This window comes from Methylobacterium sp. Leaf111 (assembly GCF_001423285.1).
Taxonomy (GTDB): Bacteria; Pseudomonadota; Alphaproteobacteria; order Rhizobiales; family Beijerinckiaceae; genus Methylobacterium.
Window position 1 is genome coordinate 1 of the sequence record NZ_LMNE01000003.1, and the last position, 18,630, is coordinate 18,630.

The following is an 18,630-nucleotide window of genomic DNA, read 5'->3' on the forward strand; positions in this document are numbered from 1 at the left end:
TCTCCAGGTGCTCGGGGGCGAGGCGATCCACCCGACCCAGTGCTCGGCCCGGTGGAARTGCTTYTGCAGCGACAGCCGCCCGCCCGGCGTTACCATGATCCGCTTGACCTGGAAGCGCTCGCCCAGGTCGATCCGCTGGTACCAGCCCCAGGGCCGGTACATCCGCCGATGGGCGTCCGCCTCCGGGTRGCCCTGCGCGCGCAGGCGTGTGACGAGATCCTTCACCTCGCCCGATCGCGCCTTCGAGGTCACCAGCACGGCGTCGGGCGTCGTGACCACGACGACGTCGTCGAGCCCCACCACCGTCGTCAGGTGCTCGCCCTCGCTGTGGATCAGGCTGCCATGGGTGTCGATGGTCTCGACCCGGCCCCGGACGGCGTTGCCGTCGGCATCGTGCGCCAGCACCGCCCAGACCGCGTCCCAGGTGCCGACATCCGACCACGCGAAAGACACCGGACGGACGCCGGCATGCCGGGTCCGCTCCATCACGGCGTAGTCGATGGAGGTCTTGGGNCGCGTCCCAGGTGCCGACATCCGACCACGCGAAAGACACCGGACGGACGCCGGCATGCCGGGTCCGCTCCATCACGGCGTAGTCGATGGAGGTCTTGGGCGCCCGGCCGAAGGCCTCCGCGTCGAGGCGCACGAAGTCGAGGTCGGTCACGGCCGCATCGAGGGCCGCCCGGGTGGCCGCCAGGATCTCCGGGGCGTAGGCTTCGAGCTCGGCCAGCATCACGTCGGCGCGGAACAGGAAGTAGCCCGAGTTCCAGAGGGCGCCCTCCTCGATCAGCCGTAGGGCGCCGGCGTGATCTGGCTTCTCCACGAAGCGCTCGACCGCGTGGTTGCCCGCTCCGCCCGAAAGGGCGGCACCGACGCGGATGTAGCCGTAGCCGGTGGCGGGGGCGGTCGGCGTGATCCCGAGGGTCATGATCGCCCCGGCCCGGGCGCCGACCGCGGCGGCCCGGGCGGCGGCCACGAAGGCGGGGGTATCGCCGATGACGTGGTCGGCGGCCATGATCAGCACGACGCTCTCGGGGTCGCGCCGGGCCGCGTGCAGGGTGGCGACCGCCACCGCTGCGGCCGAGTCGCGCCGCTCGGGCTCGAGGATGATGTCGGCTTGGATGCCCGCCTGCTGGAGCTGCTCGGCGACGATGAAGCGCGCGTCGCTGCTGGTCAGCACGGTGGGGCGGGCGAACACGCCGGTATCGACCAGGCGCTGGGCGGTGGCCTGGAAGGTCGAGGTCTTGGGGTCCACGAGCGGCGTGAACTGCTTGGGCATGCTCTCGCGCGAGGCCGGCCAGAGCCGCGTGCCCGAACCGCCGCAGAGAATGATCGGATGGATCAAAGCGTCGGCAGACTCGGACATTCTCGCGTTCGCCTTGTCGGGAGCTAAGCGCATCGAGCCGGCCGCCCCGCCGCAATCCGCATTCCAACCTGATCGTCACCTAACAGGTTATACCACCCCCCGCCAGTCCGGACGCGCCGGCGACGATGGCCACCTATCCGGTAACCTTAAGGCAGACCTGGCTTTTTTGCTGTGGGGCGGACGCAAGCTAAAGCGTTGCGGAGACCCGGAAGCCGGGCTTCAGCGTCGCGGCTTCACCGGCTTGCGGGTCGCCGGCTGCGGTCGCCCGATCGGCTTGCGGGGCGTCTGCGCGGCCAGGGCCGCGCGTGCGATGTCCTGAGGACGCGGCGCTCCGCTCGCGATCCGCTTCAGGGCTTCCGCCATCTCTTCGATCATCTGGGCCGATTCACCCTCCAGGGTCTCCTCGGCCCTGATCCCGTTCAGTTCCGGGGCGATCTCCTCGGCCGCCTCACGCAATTCATCGACGAGTTCGGCGGGCGACCAGCGGGGGTAGGACGTTTGCGGCATGTCGCATCATGCCAGGGCGCCCTGGCTCCGACAACGGCCGACGCTGCCGGTCGGGTGTCGAAATCGCGTAGGTCGCCCGCCGATCGGCGACCGAACACCCCGCTGCAGCGGCGGCTGGACGCGGTCTCTGCCTGCCATGGACCTCAGCGGCCGCCCGGTCCCCCATTGGCGCTGCCGTTGGGGAAGGCTTGCTCCGGCCGGCTCGCATTGCCCCCCGCGGCTGAGTTCGTAGTCACGGTATCGGCGCCCGTGGCCCCGTACGAGATGACCAGGTCGCGGCTGTTGCCGGTGGTGTTGGGCTGGTTCTGGATAATGACGCCGCGACGGTCGTGCGGTGCCAGTACCCCCTGCGCCTGCACGGATGACGTCATTACGATCGCGAGCGCACCCGCGCTCAACAAGGGAGCGGACATCTTCATGGGAAAACCCCGAGGGTTAGGTCTGACGCGTCAACCTTCATGGGCAGGTGGCTGTTCCTGTGACGAAGCCGCGCCCCCGGGCGGGGATCCATGCAGTCCGATCGCTTTCCCGCCCGGCGTGGGCGCACGCCGTACGCCGTACGCTGGCACGGTTCGGAGGCGGCAAGACGTCTGAGAACAACCGACCACAGAGCCGATCCGCGCATTCCGTTCAGCCAACGGCGGCGTCCGGAAGCGCCGAGATGAAATCCGATGGGACCGGCCTCGTCTCCGCGCCGATCACCGGGGAGCCGGATGGCGAGCGGGGGGTCGGCATCACGGCGGGCTGGGGCTGGGCGGGGCGGTTCCGCTCTGGGGCGGCGAGGTGGCAAAACTCACCCCCGGCATCACCCAGGGCGGCAGCGTCCGGGCCTCCACGCTGCCGAAGACCATCGTCGCGCGTCGAACGATCGGATTTCGGGCGGGGAAGGCCTGCGCCCGCACCACGAGGCGGGCCGCCGGCCGGCGGCCCGAACGCCAACCTCAGTCCGGGATCTCGGCTGCGCGCGTCGGCTCGCGCTGCGGATTGCCGTTCTGTCGCTGCCGGAAGGCGTAGAGAGCGGGATAGGTCCGCAGGCGGGCCCGCATCAGTGAACCCAGCGGGCGGTGCGCCGCCAGACTGTGTCCGGGGCGAAACGACATCACGTCGTTCATGAAGGTCCTGCGCGCCGCGCCCATGGCCTCCTGCCGGGGGAGCACGAGGCGGGCCACCGGCCGATACGGGGCCTCCGCCTCCGGCCACGGCACGGAGGCATCCTCCACCGGCATCGTCGCGAGATCCGTACAGAGCTGAACCCGGATCTCGAAGGCGGCCTCCTGCTCATGGAAATACGCCACGGTGGCGTCCCGGAAGACGTCCGGATTGCGGGTATCCAACGGGTCCCGGCTCAAGCCGTCCTGCCCGGACGAAACCGGTACGGCGACGATCTTGGCGATGTAGTCGCCGTAGCGCAGGGCGGCCTGCGAATAGTAGCAGTCGGCCAGCGGATGGCGGGCCGAGTGGCCGAAGAAATCCAGGAGGGGACTGTCGCCGCCGGTCACGGCCTTCACCATACTGTTGAGGGCGCCTGCCGCCGCCGACACGGCCGCCTTCATCCCGTCTGGCACGCTTCCACCCGCGCCGGCCTCCAATCCCTTCATGGCACCGAGAAAGCTCGCGGCCGTGCCGTTGGGGAAGACCGGCCCCGTGGCGAGGACGAAATCCTGCGTGTCGGCGTCATGGTCCGGCAGTGTCTCGCCCTCCACACCGAACACCTTGATCGCCATGCCGCGGTGGGTGTGCACCTTGTCCGGCAGGTGTTCGCCCGGCCCCTGGGCGAGACGAACGGCAACCTCGTAGCCGCCCGGTTTCGCGAAGACGCCCTGACGCAACTCCGGTGGGAGATCGTCGCGCACCTGCAGCGTGCCCTTCAGGAAGGCCGACGCCTTGGCATGGGATGCCCGGACCGCACGGTGTTCGCGCGCCTGGACCTTCTCGCTCGCGTGAGTCATCGCCGCGATGATCTTGGCGATCGTCGCGTCCTCGTCAGGCGCCCTCACTTCGATGCTGTCGCTGTAGCGCAGGGGTGGGCGGGTCTCGGCCATACCGAAGTCCTATCTGGGTGCGTGTCCAAGCGAACCTCGGCGCTCGGCCCGGGTTTCCGGCCGTGACGCCGGGCCCGCCTCACAATCGCGGCACCCGATGTCTCCGGCACCCGCGGAAGGTCCGACGATGTCGAGCAGCCTGCCGGACGGGACCCCGACGCGGGGCCGGTCATGTCTTCCCGAGGAATCCCGGGAACACCCGAGGAGGCGCTGCGCTTCTCAGGTCGGAACGGTCCGACGGACGACGGAGGCTTCGAAGTCATGCCCAGGCACGCCCCCCTCATCGCAGGCGCGATCCTGATCGGCCTCGCGGGCTCCGCAGCGGCCGCGGACGGTTCGGGCAAGGCGGGTGAAAGGCCCCGGTCGGGGTCGGACGCCCCGGCGGGCTCCGAGACGACGAGCGTCGGAGCCGGCGGGCTGACCGGCTCCGGGGCGATCGAGGAGGGCAGCCACCGCGCCGGCCCAGATGCAGCCTCGAACAAGGAGCCCACGTCGTCGCGGCCCGGCGCCCCAGGGGCGCCGGCCGCCGGAACCACCCGATAGCGGGGATCCGGCGGCGAACGAGCCTACTGGCTCCGGCGTCCGAACGAGACGGCGTAGGCCTGGACCCGCGCGTCGATCAGGGGATCGTCCGAGACCTCGACGCCGTCCGTCAGCGCGTTCGGCATGAACAGCAGCGCCTTCTCGGCCTCTGCGCTGTCGGGCACGACCTTGGAGACGGTGAGGACGCCCAGGTCGACGATTCTCCGGTCCTCGGGCCAGGGCTTGGTGGCATCGTTGGTCGGGTCGCCCGGCCCGGCGAGCTGCGCCTGAACGGTGAAGCGCGCCGGCTCCTTCGCGATGCGAGGACCGATCTCCGCCATCAGGTAATCCGGTTCGCGCTTGGCCGCGTCCTCGGGCGAGAGGATGTCCTCGCCCTGAACCGGCACGAAGCGGAAGCGGAACGGTTGGCGCTTGCCGTCCTTGTCGACGAAGACGAAGGCGTTCACGCCGTTATAGGTCTGTCGCGCCAGGCTCGACGGGGTCTTGGCCGTGCCGCCGGCCGTGGCTGCGGCCGGATGGGCGGCGGTGAACCGCTCGAGCGCGGTCGGGTGCGCCGCGTCCGGGCCGCTGTCGGCGACGGCCTGGAGCAGGTCGCGGAACGCCTCGCCGGTCGCGACCGGGAAGTACTTGAGCGCGTTCAGGACGACGTCCATCTCCGAGCCGTCCACGAGCTTGAACTTCAGCGACATCCCGTGCGGGTTGGCGTTCTTCGAGCCGTCGGGGATCGTCGGCACGCCGGTCGCATCCGAGAACCGGATCGTCACCGGGACGGGCGGCCCCTGGAACAGCGACGCCTTGCTGATCCCCGCGGCCTCGGCCGAAGGGGTGAAGCTGCCTTCCGCCACCACGCCCTTGGCATGGTTGGCGCGCTTGCCCGGATGCGACCCGAACAGCTTGTTCATGACGTTGATGGTCTGCTCGGCTGTCGTCGCCTCCTCGGCGAAGACCGGCGTTACCGTGACGACAGCAAAGGCGACACCGGCCGCGAGGGTGTACTTGATGCTCGATGGACGCATGACGATCCTCAGGGGAGCGTCGACGCTGGACGCGTCGACCGGCTGGGCTTGGAGTCGTTCTTAAGCGCGAACGACGACGGTCGACAATGCCGGGATTGCTACGCGATCCGGACCCGGCCGGCCCATCACCATCGCGTCACGAAGACATGGTCTCGACAGGGGCCGAGCCCGCTGCCACCATCGGATTCCGGCCCGGGACCTCCGCCCTTGCGTGGATCCCGCCCCCTGCAGGGCCGGTTCATCGCGCCGGCGAGACGAACAGGTTCAGAATGCGTGTATCGGCCTCCCGCGCGGTGATCGTTCAACCCGGTGGCGGCTTCGACGCCGTCGGCTTCGGCGAGCGACCGGTTCCGGAACCCGGCCCCGGCAAGATCACCGTCCGCCTGCGGGCAAGTTCTCTCAACTATCACGACTACGCCGTGGTGAGCGGCATGTGGGGCCCGAGCGAACCGCGCGTGCCGATGTCGGATGGGGCCGGTGAGGTCGAAGCCGTGGGTCCGGGGGTCGACGCCTTCGCGGTCGGCGACCGCGTGGTCAGCACCTTCTTTCCGACCTGGACGGAAGGCAGCCCCCAGGTCGAGGGATTCGCGACCGTGCCGGGCGACGGTATCGACGGGTATGCCCGCGAGCGCGTCACGGCCTCCGCGATGGCGTTCACCCACGCGCCGCGGGGATGGGACCATGCCGAGGCGGCGACCCTGACGACGGCCGCGCTCACGGCCTGGCGGGCCCTGCACGGGGATGCGGGCCTGAAGAGCGGCGACGTCGTCCTGGTTCAGGGCACCGGAGGCGTCTCGCTCTTCGCCCTGCAATTCGCCAAGGCCGCCGGCGCCACCGTGGTCGCCACCTCGTCGAGCGCGGAGAAGCTCGAGCGCCTGCGCGCCCTGGGGGCGGACCACGTCCTGAATTACCGGTCCGACACCAGCTGGGGTGAAACGGCCCGACGCCTGACCGACGGGCGCGGAGTCGACCACGTCCTCGACATCGGGGGTCCGGCGACCCTGGAGCAGTCGATGGCCGCCGTGCGGGTGGGCGGGCACATCTCGGTGATCGGCATCCTGACCGGTGTCGCCGGCCCACTCCCCCTGGTGCCGGCCCTGCTTCGGCAGATCCGCCTCCAGGGCGTGCTCGTCGGCAGTCGACGCCAGCAGATCGAGATGGTCCGGGGCATCGAGGCCTGCGGGCTGCGTCCGATCGTCGACCGCCGCTATCCCCTGGCGGATCTCGTCGCGGCGTTCCGGCACCAGGAAAGCAACCGGCACTTCGGCAAGATCTGTATCGAGATCTGATCCGCCGCCGCGCGCCTCAGCCGACCCGGAACAGGAGGGCGACGGCCGCCACGGCTATGACCGCGAAGGTCGCGAGGATCCCGCCCCCGCGGCAGGCGAATTGGCGTGGCGAATTCTTCGGGGCGAACATCCCGAACGGGTGCAGCACCCGCGCCACCAGCAAAGCGATCAGGAGGCTGCGGACCAGGGTCGGGCTCCCCCCGCCCGCTTCCAGCAGAGCGACGAGGATCAGCGCCAGCGGCACGTACTCCCCGAAATTGCCCTGCGTGCGGATGCGCTTCTCCAGGTCCGGATTCCCACCGTCCCCATGCAGGACGTCCGCCGACAGGCGGCCCGCAACGACCCAGGACGAGAGGCCGACATAGAGAAGGGCGAACGCGGCCGCGTAGAAAGCCGTGAGGGCAGGATAGATCACGGGGTCACTCCGGTAGGGCGGATCTCGATGGCGTGCGCGGACAGGGTCGACGGCAGGACGTTTGAATCCAAGCTCAGCGGGGACCCTGGGCGGTGCGGCTCGGATCGTCGGCCGGGTCGATGTAGTTCAGACCGAAGGGGCCGGTCCCGTTGACCTGCAGTTCCACGGGCTCGCTCGTAGTCCAAAGGGCGTGCGGCATGTCCTGCGGCAGGTAGACGAAGCCGCCGGCGCGCAGCGGTTTGCCGGCGCTCTTGTCCAGCGTCGCACCGTGCTGATGGTAGATGGAGCCGGCCAGGATGGTCAGCGTTTCGGCCTGCGCATGCGTGTGCGGGGCGATCACGGTCTCGGCGGGAAACTTGATGCGAAGTACGAAGGGCCCGGGCTTGGCCGGATCACCCGCCACCCGGCTGATCTGCGTGCCCTTGGGCAGGTTCGCCGGACCGGCCTCGTAGACCACGCTGGCCGCGTCCGGAACGGTGACGCTGCCATGCTCCGCGTGGTCGCCCGCCGCCGCGACGGCCGTGCCCGCAACGGGGATCACCAGCAATGCGGCGGCGAGGGTTCGTGCGAGCGGGCTCATGGATGTCCTTGCTGCGAGAAGCGGGAGGAGGCGGTCTTGGGAAGACACCGGCCAATCCTCAGTGCCTGGCGCCGGGCTCATGGATGGGACATCCATTGAAGCGCTGGCGAAACTCGGCCGAGTGCTTGTAGGGGGCGTTGCGGGCGCGATTGATGTTGCCAAGGGGCTGATGGGCGGCGAGGCCCGTCCAGATGCTGAAGCGCATCCCTTCGTCGACCGCCTGGACGCGCGACGGATCCCAGCTGTCCTGCGGCCGGACGGTGATCAGCCCGACGCGCTGGAACGGAGCTTCCACCTCGTCCCACTCCACCGTCGGATCCTCGACGGGCTGGCGCGCGAGGTCGCGGCAGAGCTGGACGCGGAACTCCCAGACGCCCTCGATGCCGCGCATCTCGGACTGCACCGTCTCGCGGATCGCATTGGGACGACCGGACGCGTCGATCTCGTTCCCGGTCAGCGCGGTGAGCGCCGGGGCAACCGGAGCGACCGAGAACTTGGCGATGTAGTCGCCGTACCGGAACGGCGTGACGCTGTAGTAGGTCTCGCCGAGCGGGTCGACGTTGGGTGCGCCGCCGAGGGACGCCAGCGTCGTGCTCTCGACGCCCACGGCCTGAAGCGCCTTGTTGACGCCCCGCAGCACCGTCGAGGCCGCGACCTTCAGGCCCTCGGCCCGGTCGGTGGTGCCGGCCAACAGCTTCAGGCTGCCGAGAAACTTCTGGGCGCTCGGGGCCTGGAAGACCTTGCCGTTGACCATGATGAAGTTCTGGGTGGCGCCGTCGGCGCCGGCCAGGCGCTCGCCCTCGACGTCAAGCACCTTCAGCGCGAGACCCCGCGGCAGCGAGACGGCGTCGGGGAGGATATCGCCCGCGTTGGTGGACAGGCGCATGAAGACCTTGTGCGTCCCGGGGCGGGCGAACAGGCCCTGGGCGAGTTCTGCGGGCAGGGCGTCATCGATGCGGAGCTCGCCCTCCAGGATGCCGTGCGACTTCGCATGCACCGAACGCACCGCATGTCCGGAATCCTCGGCCACGGTCTGCAGGATCTTGTCGAAGGTCTGGTTGAGCTGCGCGATGGTCTCGTTCTCATCGGACGTCACCGTCTCAACATCGGGACTGTAGCGAACGGGGGCTTGCAAGGTCAGGAACTCCGGTCGGGATCGGTTTGCAGATGAACGGACCGATCCGGTCTCCGTTCCGGGTTGGTCCCCTTCAACGCTCCGTGAACGCGCCGCCGAGGCGGCGTCAGGCGCCGATCCCGCCGGTCTCACGCGGGATGGCGGTCGTCCCAGAACCCGAACCGCCCGCGGAAGCCGGATTCCTCCGGTTCGCGGTCTCGCGGAGGCTTCGGGGGAGACAGGCCCGGTCCAAATCGAGCGATCGCCGTTCTCGATCCCGGCTGCGGGTCCGACCCGGACGTCGTCCTGCCTCCGGCTCAGCGCGGCGCGTGGATGTCCTCACGGCTGCGGAGGAGACCGGGCGGAAGCCCGGGTCGCAGGTCGGCGGCCATCGCCCATTCCCAGAGTGCGCGGTCCAGATCCTGAAGGGTGACGCCGAAGCTTCGGGAGAGGTCACGGCAGAACGCGAGGTAGCGGAGATAGAGGTCGAGCGGCAGAAACGCCTTCGCACCGATCTCGAGCGGTCCGCAGCCGAGGGCCTTGAGGCCCCGAGGGTCGATGACGGCGTAATGGTCCGGACGGATCGCGGCCAGGATCGCCGACGCAACGGGTACGGCCACGCCGGAGAGACCGGTGAGGACCGACACGGCCACCCGCGGGGTCGTGGCGAGCAGCGCCGTCCGCAGGGCGTCGGCGACCTCCTCGTCGCTGTTCCTCTGTTGACGACTCCGGCCACGGTCGCTGACCTTCCAGGTCAGGATCGGGGCGAGGTTCTCACGCGTGCAGGCGCCGTGCCGGATGCGCGCGCCGGCGGCGAGGGCCGCCCGCTCCTTCGCGTCGATCCGATAGGCTGCCGCGAGGCGTGAAATCTCCAAGGGTGAGAATTGCAGGCGGAGCGGTCTTGCGGCGTCGCGCTCCGGGCGCGACCGTCCGACGGCACGCGTCGCTCGGAGGGCGAGGGCCAAGATCAGGTCTACGATCTGGAGGACACGGCGTCGCGGCGCCAAAGGGCCACCTCGCGAGCGGCTGAAACCGCCACGAGGGCAGCACCTGTCGGAGTTTCGTGGTCGCGCCTCATGCCATCGAATCCCGTCATCCGCGGCAGCCCTGAGCGCGGGCACCCGTCGCAAATACGTAGAAAGATGTTACGATCGACGCAATATGATGCACGCATCCGATAATTCACCTCTCGCCATCGACCTCGCCCTGGGCGGCACGATCACCGTCGGGTCGCACCGCATCTCGGTCGCCGAGGCCGTCACGGTGCTCGACGCGATCGCGGAGACGGGTTCCGTCCAGGGCATCGCGACCGCGCTCGGCCTCTCCTACCGGGCGGCCTGGGAGCGTCTTCGTGCCCTCGAAGCCGGCCTCGGGCACCAGCTCGTGCAGAAGACGCGCGGGCACGGCAGCGCGCTGACGCCCACGGGTGTGCTGCTGCGCGAGTCCCTGGGAGCGGCCGCGGCCAGTCTCGCGGCGCCGATGGCCCGGGAAGCACGCGCCATCGGTGCCCGCCTCGCGCCGGTCCTGACCGGGGCCCCGCGCCCCGTCACGCTGGTCGCCAGCCACGACCTGCTCATCATGGACGTCGCCGCGACCTGGCCGAAGCTCGCCCTGGCGATCGCCGGCAGCGAGGATGCCGTGGCGCGCCTGACCGAGGCCCGTGCCGATGCGGCCGGATTCCACTGCGGTGCCGTCGACTGGCCGACGGCTGGTCCCGCCTTCGCGGACCTCGCGGCCGATCCTGGGTTCCGGGTCAGGATCCTATTCGAGCGCGAGCAGGGATTGATGCTCGCGGCCGGCAATCCCCTCGGCATCCGCGGCGTGGACGACCTCGCCGCCGGAAATGCCCGGTACGTCAATCGCCAGAAGGGGTCGGGCACCCGGGTGTGGTTCGATCGCCTCCTGGCCCAGCACGACATTCCGGCCGACCGGATCCGGGGCTACGCCACCGAGGAATTCACCCATCAGGCGGTCGCCGCCGTGATTGCCTACGGCGCGGCCGATGCCGGGCTCGGTGCGCGGGCGGCGGCCGACCGGTTCGGACTCGATTTTCTCTCCGTGGGCTGGGAGCGCTACTACCTCGCGACCGCCCAATCCCGGATCGACGCGACCTTCGACGCCCTCGCGGAGGCCCTGGCCGAGCGCGCGTGCCGGACATCCGGCTATCGTCCGCCCGAGACCGTGCGGGGCATCGGGCAAGGGACTGCCGTTCCCGGGGCGCCGCTTCCCTAATCCGGCAGGATCGGCGCGCAGACGGCATGTCCATGGCCCGGCAGTGCGACCACCGCCACGGCGACGCCGTAGATCCGCGCCAGGGTCTCGGGCGTGATCGTCGCGGCCGGAGTCCCGAGGGCGAGGAGTCGGCCCTCGTGCAGCAGGGCCACCCGGTCGGCGCACAGGAAGGCGTGGTCCGGGTCGTGCGTCGAGAGGACGACCGCGATACCCGATCGCGACAGGCGCCGGATCTGGCCGAGCACCCGGGCCTGGTTGCCGAAATCGAGGCTGGCGGTGGGCTCGTCCATCACGACGATCCGGGGTTCGCCGGCGAGCGCGCGGGCGATCAGCACCATCTGGCGCTCCCCGCCGCTGATCTCGGTGTAGATTCGTTCCGCGAGGTGCCCGATCTCCAGGGTTTCGAGAACTCGCTCGGCCACGGCGTGGTCGGCCGGGCCGGGGCTCGCGAAGGCGCCGAGCCGGCTCGCGCGCCCCATCAGGACGACGTCGCGCACCCGGAACAGAAAGAACCCGCCCTGCGCCTGGGGGACGTAGCCGAGGCTCGCCGCCAGCCGGCGCCGGGACCAGCGGCCGATCTCCTCCCCGTCGAGGCGGATGCGGCCGCCGAGGGGCGGGAGCAGGCCCAGGAGCGTCTTGAACAGCGTGGTCTTGCCGCCGCCATTCGGGCCGAGCAGGCACAGCACCTCGCCGGGTTCCACGGTGAGGGCGAGGCCGGCGCCGATGCGACGGCGCCCGTAGCCGAAGGCGAGATCCTCGACGCTGAGCATCAGGCCCAGCCCCGCCGGCCGCTGGCCAGGAGCCAGAGGAAGAACGGCGCGCCGATGAGCGCGGTCAGGATGCCGAGCGGCACCTCGATGGGGGCGATGGTGCGGGCCACGAGGTCGACGGCGAGCAGGTAGCCCGCGCCGAGAACCAGGGAAGCCGGCAGCAGGTGGCGGAAATCCGGGCCCACCAGGAGCCGGGCCACGTGCGGCACCAGGAGGCCGATCCAGCCGATCACCCCCGTCACCGACACCGAGGCGGCGGTGACCAGGGTCGCGGCGGCGATCAGGACCGGGCGCAGGACCCAGGTCTCGATCCCGAGGGCGCGGGCTTCCTCCTCGCCGAGGCTCATCAAGTTCATGCGCCAGCGCAGCAGCACCAGGGGCGCGAGACCGAGGCCGATCGCCGGCAGGATCGCACCGACATCCCCCGACGTCACCGAAGCGAGGCTGCCGAGGAGCCAGTAGGTGATGGCCGGCAACTGGTTGTAGGGATCCGCCAGGACCTTCAGGAGCGCGATGGCCGAGCCCAGCACGGCCCCGATGGCGACGCCGGCCAGGACCAGCGTCAGCACCGGATCCTGACCGCGCACCGCCGCGCCCACCGCGTAGACGGCGGCGACCGCGGCGAGGCCGCCCCCGAAGGCGAGCCCCTGGATCGCCGCCACGGGCAGGGACAGGAAGATGCCGAGCACCGCCCCGAGGCTCGCCCCCGCCGAGACCCCGAGAATGTCCGGCGAGACCAGGGGATTCCGGAACAGGCCCTGGTAGGTCGCCCCGGCCGCCGCGAGACTCGCCCCCACCACCAGGGCGGCGAGGACACGGGGCAGGCGGACCTGGAGGATGACGGTCTGCATTGCCGGGTCGGCCCGCGCGGGCAGGCCGACGAGCCGGGCCCCCAGGATCTCGACCACGTCGCCGAGGGGAACGGCGAAGCGGCCGGTGGCCAGCGCCAGCACCACCAGGGCGAGGAGCCCCAGCATCGGCGCCAGGACGGGCCAGATCCGCGCCCATCGCCGGCGTTCCGCCTTCTCCGGCAGGGCGAGGGCCTCCGTCTCCGGCGTCATGGCTTCGGACCGGGCGCGGCGCCCGAGAGCAGCGCCGCCACCTGCCCGTCCTCGAGATCCACATGGTAGAAGCGCCGGTAGAAGTCCCGCGTCGCCGCCTCCAGGCCGGTCGGGAACAGGTCCGGGTAGAGCACCTGCGCCAGCCAGCGGATGCCGATCAGGCGATTGGCACCGGGCGGTGCATCGAACCAGCCGAAGGGCAGGGCCGGCACCGGGTAGACCCGGCCCGCGCGCACGGCCCGGAGGCCGGACCAGAGCGGGTCTTGCGCGATCCCACGCCGGAAGCCGGCATCCTGGGTGAGGATCACGTCCGGGTCCCAGGCCAGCACCTGTTCCGGCGAGACGGTGGCGATCCCGCCGGGGCCGGCCGCCGCCGCGACGTTCCGGGCTCCGACCACGCCGAGGAGCTCGACGTTGATCGACCCGCCGAGACCGGTCTCGAGCCCCTTCGGACCGCGGGCGTAGTAGACCCGCGGGCGCCGCGCCTCCGGCACCGTCGCGATCACCCGGGCCACATCCGCCACCGCGGCCTCGGCCGCGCCCGCCAGGTCCGCCGCCGCCGCGTCCAGGCCCAGCAGGGCGCCGAGGCGCCGATAGCTCTCCGCGGTCTTCTCGAAATGCCCGTCGAGGAGCACGTAGGGAATCCCGGTCTGTGCCTGGACCCGGTCGGCGAGGGACGCGTAGGTCGGCGCCGTGCTGCCGACATCGAGGATGAGATCGGGCTTGAGGCCGAGGACCGCCTCGACGTTCGCGGTCCCGCCGCGCCCGGTCAGGCGCCCCGTGACGGGCAGGACGCGGGTCGCGGGAGCGAGAAAGGGCTTCTCCTCCGGGGTCGGGCTGCGGATCCAGCCGACCATCCGGTCCGGCGCCAGGGTGTAGAGCAGGACGGAGGCCGGCGGGCCGGCCGCCAGGATTCGGGCGGGGCGCTCGGGCACCGCGACGGTCCGGCCGGCGGCATCGGTGAAGGGCCGTGCGTCGAGGGGGCCGCCGAGACCGAGCCCCGCCAGCAAGGGAACGAGGCGAAGGGTGGCGTGACGCGCGCGGCGCAGACCGCCATGCGGACGTGGAAACGGTGCCGTGTTCACAGGAGAACGATCCCCAGACGAGCGGGTGTCCGCGTCAGTGTAGTGGGTCCGGCAGCCGGCGCCTACGGACGGGATGTCCGGGCCGGTGCGGGCCGCAGAGCGCCGATGCGGCGCAGACGGGACGACAGGCGCTACGCCGCACGGGATCGCTCGGCGTTGCAGGAGGGCAGGAACGACAAGGTCACGACCGGGCCTCTCGTCCGCAGGGGAATCGGTGCCGCGGACCCACGCAGCTGCGCCGCGATCGTCCGGCTCGCCCGGAACGAGACGATGCGCTTCTCGCCCACCAGGACCGGCGCGCCGGACGCCAGGTTTCGCCCCGGGCGCGGCGCCCGGGCGACGGCCGAGAAGACGCCGAGCCCCCGCAATTCGACCCGGTCGTCCGCAGCCAGGGCTTCGGCGATCCGTGCCAGGATGGCGTTCACCACGGCGTCCACCTCCGCGGCTCCGAGATGCGGGTGTTGCTCGCACGTGCGGGCGATCAGACCGGACTTGATCATGGTGGGAACTCAGCACCTGCGAGTGATCGAGAGGAGGGAGAAGTTTCGCGACTTCTCGCATTGGACGCAGAGGCCGGTTTCCGCCGCAGCAGGGTCTTCCGGCTCGCTGAATTCGGGCGCCGCGCGCTCGCGTGTCATCGGAGACTGTTCTCACGAACGTCGACGGCGCAGGCCCGCGACGCATCCGCCTTCCCGATCCGCCCATCCAGGGTCCGCGCCAGCTGTCGCGCGATGCCCACCAGCGCGGCGACCATCGGCGTCGCCGGTTCGCGTTGCGGCACGACGAGGCCGATCGTGTGCTCGATCTCCGGCTCGACGATCGGGATCGTCCGCAGACCCGGCATCGGCCCGAGGGCGTCGGCCAGCGCGGCCGGCATGATGCTCGACCAGTGCAGGGTGCGCACATGGCTCATCAGGACGATCATCGAATTCGACTCGAGGGTCGGCGCAGGGTCGCTCCCCGAGGCCCGAAGCTGCTGATCGACGATGCGCCGGTTCTGCATGTCGGGCGTCAGCAGGCAGAGCGGCGTCCGGCTGACTTCGGACCAGGTGATGCTGGTGCGCCCGTCGTGCTGGCCGCCGGCCGCGGTGAGAAGCTGGTAGCGCTCCTTAAAGAGCGGGATCGTCGTGACCCGACTCAGCGGCTCACGGTCGAGATAGGTGAGACCGGCATCCGCCACGAGGTTCTCGATCAGGTCGAGGATGGTCGCCGACGTCGCCGACAGGACGCTGAGGCGGACGTCCGGATAGCGGAGATGATACGGGGTGGTCAGCGCGGAGATCATCGGAAGGACGGTCGGGATCGCGGCGATCCGCAGGTGTCCCGCCGGTCCCCGGCGCAGGGTCGCGACATCCTCGCGCATCGCGCGCGCATCGGCGACGATCCGCCGGGCCCAGGCCAGAACCCGTTCGCCCTCGGGCGTGAATCCCTGAAACCGGGAGCCGCGCTGCACCAGCCGGGTCCCGAGTTGGTTCTCCAGGCTCTTCACACCGGCCGACAGCGTCTGCTGCGTCACGCAGCACGCGTCCGCGGCGCGCCCGAAATGGTGCTCCCGCGACAGGGCGAGGAGAAGGTCGAGTTTGTCGATCACGGGTCCGGGAGAGGAAGCATGGCGCCGTCAGGCTCCGAGACGACCGGTGGTATACATCCGATGCGATCGGTTCAATAAGTCGCAGACTTCCATTGTCCGTGTGAGTTAGGGCCTGGCTCATGGCGGGATCGGACGTATGCGGCCCCGACCCGGAGGCGTGCCGCGAAGAACCCGCGACGGCTGGCGTTGGATGGGTCCAGATTCGGTGCTGACGGATTTGGCCAAGACGAGGGGTGACTGATCGGCGCCTCGAGAGGATCGGTCTCAGGACGCCACAGAGGTCTACGCGAGGCCCCGTCCAGCATCCCGGCCCTGGCATCGCGTCCAACGGACGAGAAATCGAACCGGCATTCCCGATCAGGCGCTGCGGGCGCCCCGATCGACGCCCATTCTTGCGACCGACGACGCATGACCGCTCGGCTGGGACCGATCGAGCGGGACCGACGCCCCGCTCGGCCCGGCGCGCCTGGACCAGTCTCGTTCTCGAAATCCCGCCCACGGATGCCGATGCCCTGCTCGCCGCCTGGACGGACGACACGGAGATCATGAAGCGCCAGCCCGGATTCGTCTCGGCACCGCGGCACCGCGGCATCGCGGGCAGGGGCGTCTTCCTGGACGACGCCGTCTGGGACAGCGTCGCGGCGTTCCGTACGGCCTTCACCGATCCCGAGTTCCGAGCCCGTCTCGCCGATGATCCGGCGACCGCCACCGCGAGCCCGCAGCTGTTCCACACGGTCGCCGTTCCGGGCCTCTGCGCAGCGTGAGCCCCAGCCTTCCTTCCGACGAGATCGCCCTGCGCGAGGACGCGACCGACAAGGCCGACGTCATCGGCGCCGGCGCCGTGGCGGATCCCGCACTCGGACTGGCGGCGGAGGCGGTCCCGAGCCTCGGAGCGCGGCTTCAGGGAACGGACGCCCTGCAACGGATGAGCGTGCGCGACCCGAGGCGTCCGCAGACCGAGGACCAATTTCTCGGACCGGTCGCAGCACGTGCTGACAGGTCCCGCCCCACCCCGACCTCAGGCGGCGCCGTCATGGCTGGCGAAAAGCCCTCGCTAGCCAACAGGTCGAGCGGACGATCAGGATCGGCCGAACCGTGCCGTTTTGCCCTGCACCGCATGACGTCCGATCCGTATCCTTCACGATTCGGGAAGGGCTTGCCCGGCGCGCGACAGGACCCGCTGCACGCATGACGGGCGTCGATTCAGCCCGTAAGGTGCGGCCTGGAGATTGAGCATGGCGCACCCTCACGATCATGATGACCATTCCCATGGGAGGCACTCGGCAAGCGAACTCTCGCCGATGGAATTGCGGGTGCGCGCCCTGGAATCCATCCTCGTGGACAAGGGCTACGTCGACCCGGCCGCCCTCGATGCGCTGATCGAGACCTACGAGATCAAGGTCGGCCCGCATAACGGGGCCCGGGTGGTGGCGCGGGCCTGGGTCGATCCCGGCTTTCGCGCCCGCCTGCTCGCGGATGCCACTCCGGCCATGCGCGAGCTCGGCGTCGGCGGGCGGGGTGGTGAGCACATGGTCGTCGTCGCCAACACCCCCGAGGAACACAACCTCGTGGTCTGCACGCTCTGCTCCTGCTACCCGTGGCCGGTGCTCGGCCTGCCACCGATCTGGTACAAGTCGCCCCCCTACCGCTCGCGCGCCGTGATCGAGCCGCGCGCGGTGCTGGCCGAGTTCGGCGTGACGCTGCCGGTCGAACAGCGCATCCGGGTCTGGGATTCCACCGCCGAGCTGCGCTACATGGTGTTGCCGATGCGTCCCGCCGGAACGGAAGAACTGGACGAGGCAGCCCTCGCGGCCCTCGTCACCCGGGATGCGATGATCGGCACCGGCCTTCCGCGCGCCCCGGCAACGACCGCATGAACGGGGGGCAGGACCTCGGCGGCATGCACGGCTTCGGCCCTGTCGCGCCCGAAGCCGACGAGCCGCGCTTCCATGCGGCCTGGGAGAAGCGCGTCTTCGGCCTCGCGATGGCCATGGGCCTCTCCGGCGCCTGGAACCTCGATGCCAGCCGGTCGGCCCGCGAGGCGCTGCCGCCGGGCGAGTACCTCGCTTCCAGCTATTACGCGATCTGGCTCAAGGCGCTGGAACGCCAGGTGCAGCACCACGGCCTCGTCACGCCCGAGGAGCTGTCCACCGGCATCGCGTCGGCTCCCGCCGCTCCGGTCAAGCGCGTCCTTCGGGGGGAAGAGGTGGCGCCGCTCTTCGCGCGGGGCTTCCCGAGCGACCGGCCCGTCCCCGACCCGGCGCGCTTCTCGCCGGGCGACCGCGTCCGCGCCCGGATCATCCATCCGGCGGGACACACGCGCCTGCCGCGCTACGTGCGGGGCCAGATCGGAACCATCGAGGCGGTGCATGGCGGCTTCGTCTTTCCCGACACGAACGCGCAGCTCGCCGGCGAGGCGCCGCAATGGCTCTACACCGTCCGGTTCTCGGGCCGCGACCTCTGGGGGGACCAGGCCGAACCCGGCCACACCGTCTCGGTGAACGCCTTCGAGAGCTACCTGGAACCCGTCGAACCGGTACGCTCCGCATGAGCGCCGATCAGATTCCCCGGGACGACGGGGCCGATCCGGTCTTTGCCGAGCCCTGGGAGGCCCAGGCCTTCGCCCTGGTGGTGGCGCTCCACGACCGCGGCCTGTTCGACTGGAGCGAATGGGCGGAGGCGCTCGGGGCGCAGACGCGGCGCACCGGGCAGGCGGCGGACTATGCCGCCTGGCTCGCGACCCTCGAAGGCCTGCTCGCGGCACGCGGCATCGCGGCGCCCGAACGCCTCGCCGCGCGCCGGGCCGCCTTCGCACGGGCCGCCGCGGCCACACCGCACGGCGAGCCGATCCTCCTGGCGAACGATCCGCTCGCGGGCACCCGTCCGGGGTGAGGGGCCGAGACGCCGCGAGAGCCGGGCGGATGCGTGAGCCGTCGCTCCGCAAACGTGGGGCCGGATCGGAGCAGGCGATCTCGGGTCGAACGGTCGAGCGTCCTGAACCCGGCCCGAGGCGATGACG

The 18,630-nt window shown here is 70.7% G+C and carries 21 protein-coding genes and 3 pseudogenes; 9 read left to right on the top strand and 15 right to left on the bottom strand.

Annotated features, from left to right (window positions below; genetic code table 11):
• From cpsB to ASF41_RS05090, 4 genes and pseudogenes are all read right to left on the bottom strand, one after another.
• Window positions 1–513: pseudogene (cpsB, locus tag ASF41_RS25910) on the bottom strand (mannose-1-phosphate guanylyltransferase/mannose-6-phosphate isomerase); the annotation flags it as partial.
• Window position 514: 1 nt separating this feature from the next.
• Window positions 515–1,366, bottom strand: a pseudogene (locus ASF41_RS25915) (mannose-1-phosphate guanylyltransferase); the annotation flags it as partial.
• Between the two features lie 219 nt (window positions 1,367–1,585).
• A complete protein-coding gene (locus ASF41_RS05085; RefSeq protein WP_056378659.1) occupies window positions 1,586–1,873 on the bottom strand; it encodes a hypothetical protein in 288 nt (95 codons plus the stop codon).
• Window positions 1,874–2,016: 143 nt separating this feature from the next.
• Complete coding sequence (locus ASF41_RS05090; protein WP_156394074.1) at window positions 2,017–2,244, bottom strand: hypothetical protein; 228 nt, start codon at window positions 2,242–2,244, stop codon at window positions 2,017–2,019.
• Between the two features lie 302 nt (window positions 2,245–2,546).
• Between ASF41_RS05090 and ASF41_RS26415 the strand changes: the two are divergent.
• Window positions 2,547–2,734: pseudogene (locus tag ASF41_RS26415) on the top strand (PQQ-dependent dehydrogenase, methanol/ethanol family); the annotation flags it as partial.
• Between the two features lie 80 nt (window positions 2,735–2,814).
• On the opposite strand, the gene ASF41_RS05095 reads toward ASF41_RS26415, so the two are convergent.
• On the bottom strand, window positions 2,815–3,915 hold the full coding sequence (locus ASF41_RS05095; protein WP_056491410.1) for a catalase family protein: 1,101 nt from the start codon (window positions 3,913–3,915) through the stop codon (window positions 2,815–2,817).
• Between the two features lie 261 nt (window positions 3,916–4,176).
• Between ASF41_RS05095 and ASF41_RS05100 the strand changes: the two genes are divergently transcribed.
• Window positions 4,177–4,458 carry a hypothetical protein gene (locus ASF41_RS05100; protein WP_056491412.1) on the top strand — a complete coding sequence of 94 codons (282 nt, stop codon included), beginning with the start codon at window positions 4,177–4,179 and terminating at the stop codon, window positions 4,456–4,458.
• 23 nt (window positions 4,459–4,481) lie between these two features.
• Here ASF41_RS05100 and ASF41_RS05105 read toward each other — a convergent pair whose 3' ends face one another.
• A complete protein-coding gene (locus ASF41_RS05105) occupies window positions 4,482–5,474 on the bottom strand; it encodes a catalase family peroxidase (protein WP_056491414.1) in 993 nt (330 codons plus the stop codon).
• Between the two features lie 269 nt (window positions 5,475–5,743).
• Between ASF41_RS05105 and ASF41_RS05110 the strand changes: the two genes are divergently transcribed.
• Entirely contained in the window at window positions 5,744–6,763 is a 1,020-nt protein-coding gene (locus ASF41_RS05110) for an NAD(P)-dependent alcohol dehydrogenase (RefSeq protein ID WP_056491416.1), read from the top strand.
• A gap of 16 nt (window positions 6,764–6,779) precedes the next feature.
• Here the strand turns inward: ASF41_RS05110 and ASF41_RS05115 are convergent, their stop codons facing one another.
• From ASF41_RS05115 to ASF41_RS05130, 4 genes are all read right to left on the bottom strand, one after another.
• Entirely contained in the window at window positions 6,780–7,178 is a 399-nt protein-coding gene (locus ASF41_RS05115) for an MAPEG family protein (protein WP_056491419.1), read from the bottom strand.
• A gap of 73 nt (window positions 7,179–7,251) precedes the next feature.
• Window positions 7,252–7,758, bottom strand: coding sequence for a cupin domain-containing protein (locus tag ASF41_RS05120; protein ID WP_056378668.1), 507 nt, complete (start codon window positions 7,756–7,758; stop codon window positions 7,252–7,254).
• Between the two features lie 58 nt (window positions 7,759–7,816).
• Complete coding sequence (locus tag ASF41_RS05125) at window positions 7,817–8,893, bottom strand: catalase family protein (RefSeq protein WP_056491421.1); 1,077 nt, start codon at window positions 8,891–8,893, stop codon at window positions 7,817–7,819.
• Between the two features lie 296 nt (window positions 8,894–9,189).
• Window positions 9,190–9,747: a hypothetical protein gene (locus tag ASF41_RS05130; protein ID WP_056491422.1), complete on the bottom strand. Its 558-nt coding sequence runs from the start codon at window positions 9,745–9,747 to the stop codon at window positions 9,190–9,192.
• A 286-nt stretch (window positions 9,748–10,033) separates the two neighbouring features.
• Between ASF41_RS05130 and ASF41_RS05135 the strand changes: the two genes are divergently transcribed.
• A complete protein-coding gene (locus tag ASF41_RS05135; protein WP_056491424.1) occupies window positions 10,034–11,104 on the top strand; it encodes a substrate-binding domain-containing protein in 1,071 nt (356 codons plus the stop codon).
• Here ASF41_RS05135 and ASF41_RS05140 read toward each other — a convergent pair.
• The 5 genes from ASF41_RS05140 to ASF41_RS05160 all read right to left on the bottom strand — a co-directional run bounded on the left by ASF41_RS05140 (window position 11,101) and on the right by ASF41_RS05160 (window position 15,611).
• Window positions 11,101–11,877, bottom strand: coding sequence for an ABC transporter ATP-binding protein (locus tag ASF41_RS05140; protein ID WP_056491528.1), 777 nt, complete (start codon window positions 11,875–11,877; stop codon window positions 11,101–11,103). The two genes, ASF41_RS05135 and ASF41_RS05140, sit on opposite strands and share 4 nt — an antisense overlap.
• Complete coding sequence (locus tag ASF41_RS05145) at window positions 11,874–12,851, bottom strand: iron ABC transporter permease (RefSeq protein ID WP_244479570.1); 978 nt, start codon at window positions 12,849–12,851, stop codon at window positions 11,874–11,876. Before ASF41_RS05145 ends, ASF41_RS05140 begins: the two co-directional genes overlap by 4 nt.
• Before the next feature lie 80 nt (window positions 12,852–12,931).
• Window positions 12,932–13,945: an ABC transporter substrate-binding protein gene (locus tag ASF41_RS05150; protein WP_156653208.1), complete on the bottom strand. Its 1,014-nt coding sequence runs from the start codon at window positions 13,943–13,945 to the stop codon at window positions 12,932–12,934.
• Window positions 13,946–14,151: 206 nt separating this feature from the next.
• Window positions 14,152–14,520, bottom strand: a complete 369-nt coding sequence (locus ASF41_RS05155; RefSeq protein WP_056272363.1) for an HU family DNA-binding protein — start codon at window positions 14,518–14,520, stop codon at window positions 14,152–14,154.
• Window positions 14,521–14,654: 134 nt separating this feature from the next.
• Window positions 14,655–15,611: a LysR family transcriptional regulator gene (locus ASF41_RS05160; RefSeq protein ID WP_056491429.1), complete on the bottom strand. Its 957-nt coding sequence runs from the start codon at window positions 15,609–15,611 to the stop codon at window positions 14,655–14,657.
• A gap of 392 nt (window positions 15,612–16,003) precedes the next feature.
• On the opposite strand from ASF41_RS05160, the gene ASF41_RS05165 reads away from it, so the two are divergent.
• From ASF41_RS05165 to ASF41_RS05180, 5 genes are read left to right on the top strand one after another with little or no spacing between them, the layout of a single operon-like run.
• A complete protein-coding gene (locus tag ASF41_RS05165) occupies window positions 16,004–16,375 on the top strand; it encodes an antibiotic biosynthesis monooxygenase (RefSeq protein WP_244479564.1) in 372 nt (123 codons plus the stop codon).
• Complete coding sequence (locus tag ASF41_RS24620; protein ID WP_156653204.1) at window positions 16,372–16,803, top strand: hypothetical protein; 432 nt, start codon at window positions 16,372–16,374, stop codon at window positions 16,801–16,803. Before ASF41_RS05165 ends, ASF41_RS24620 begins: the two co-directional genes overlap by 4 nt.
• Before the next feature lie 43 nt (window positions 16,804–16,846).
• Window positions 16,847–17,488, top strand: coding sequence for a nitrile hydratase subunit alpha (gene nthA, locus ASF41_RS05170; protein WP_056491430.1), 642 nt, complete (start codon window positions 16,847–16,849; stop codon window positions 17,486–17,488).
• Window positions 17,485–18,162, top strand: a complete 678-nt coding sequence (gene nthB / locus ASF41_RS05175; protein ID WP_056491433.1) for a nitrile hydratase subunit beta — start codon at window positions 17,485–17,487, stop codon at window positions 18,160–18,162. The genes nthA and nthB overlap by 4 nt, the downstream gene beginning before the upstream one ends.
• On the top strand, window positions 18,159–18,503 hold the full coding sequence (locus ASF41_RS05180; protein ID WP_056378685.1) for a nitrile hydratase accessory protein: 345 nt from the start codon (window positions 18,159–18,161) through the stop codon (window positions 18,501–18,503). Before nthB ends, ASF41_RS05180 begins: the two co-directional genes overlap by 4 nt.
• Window positions 18,504–18,630 lie beyond the last annotated feature (127 nt).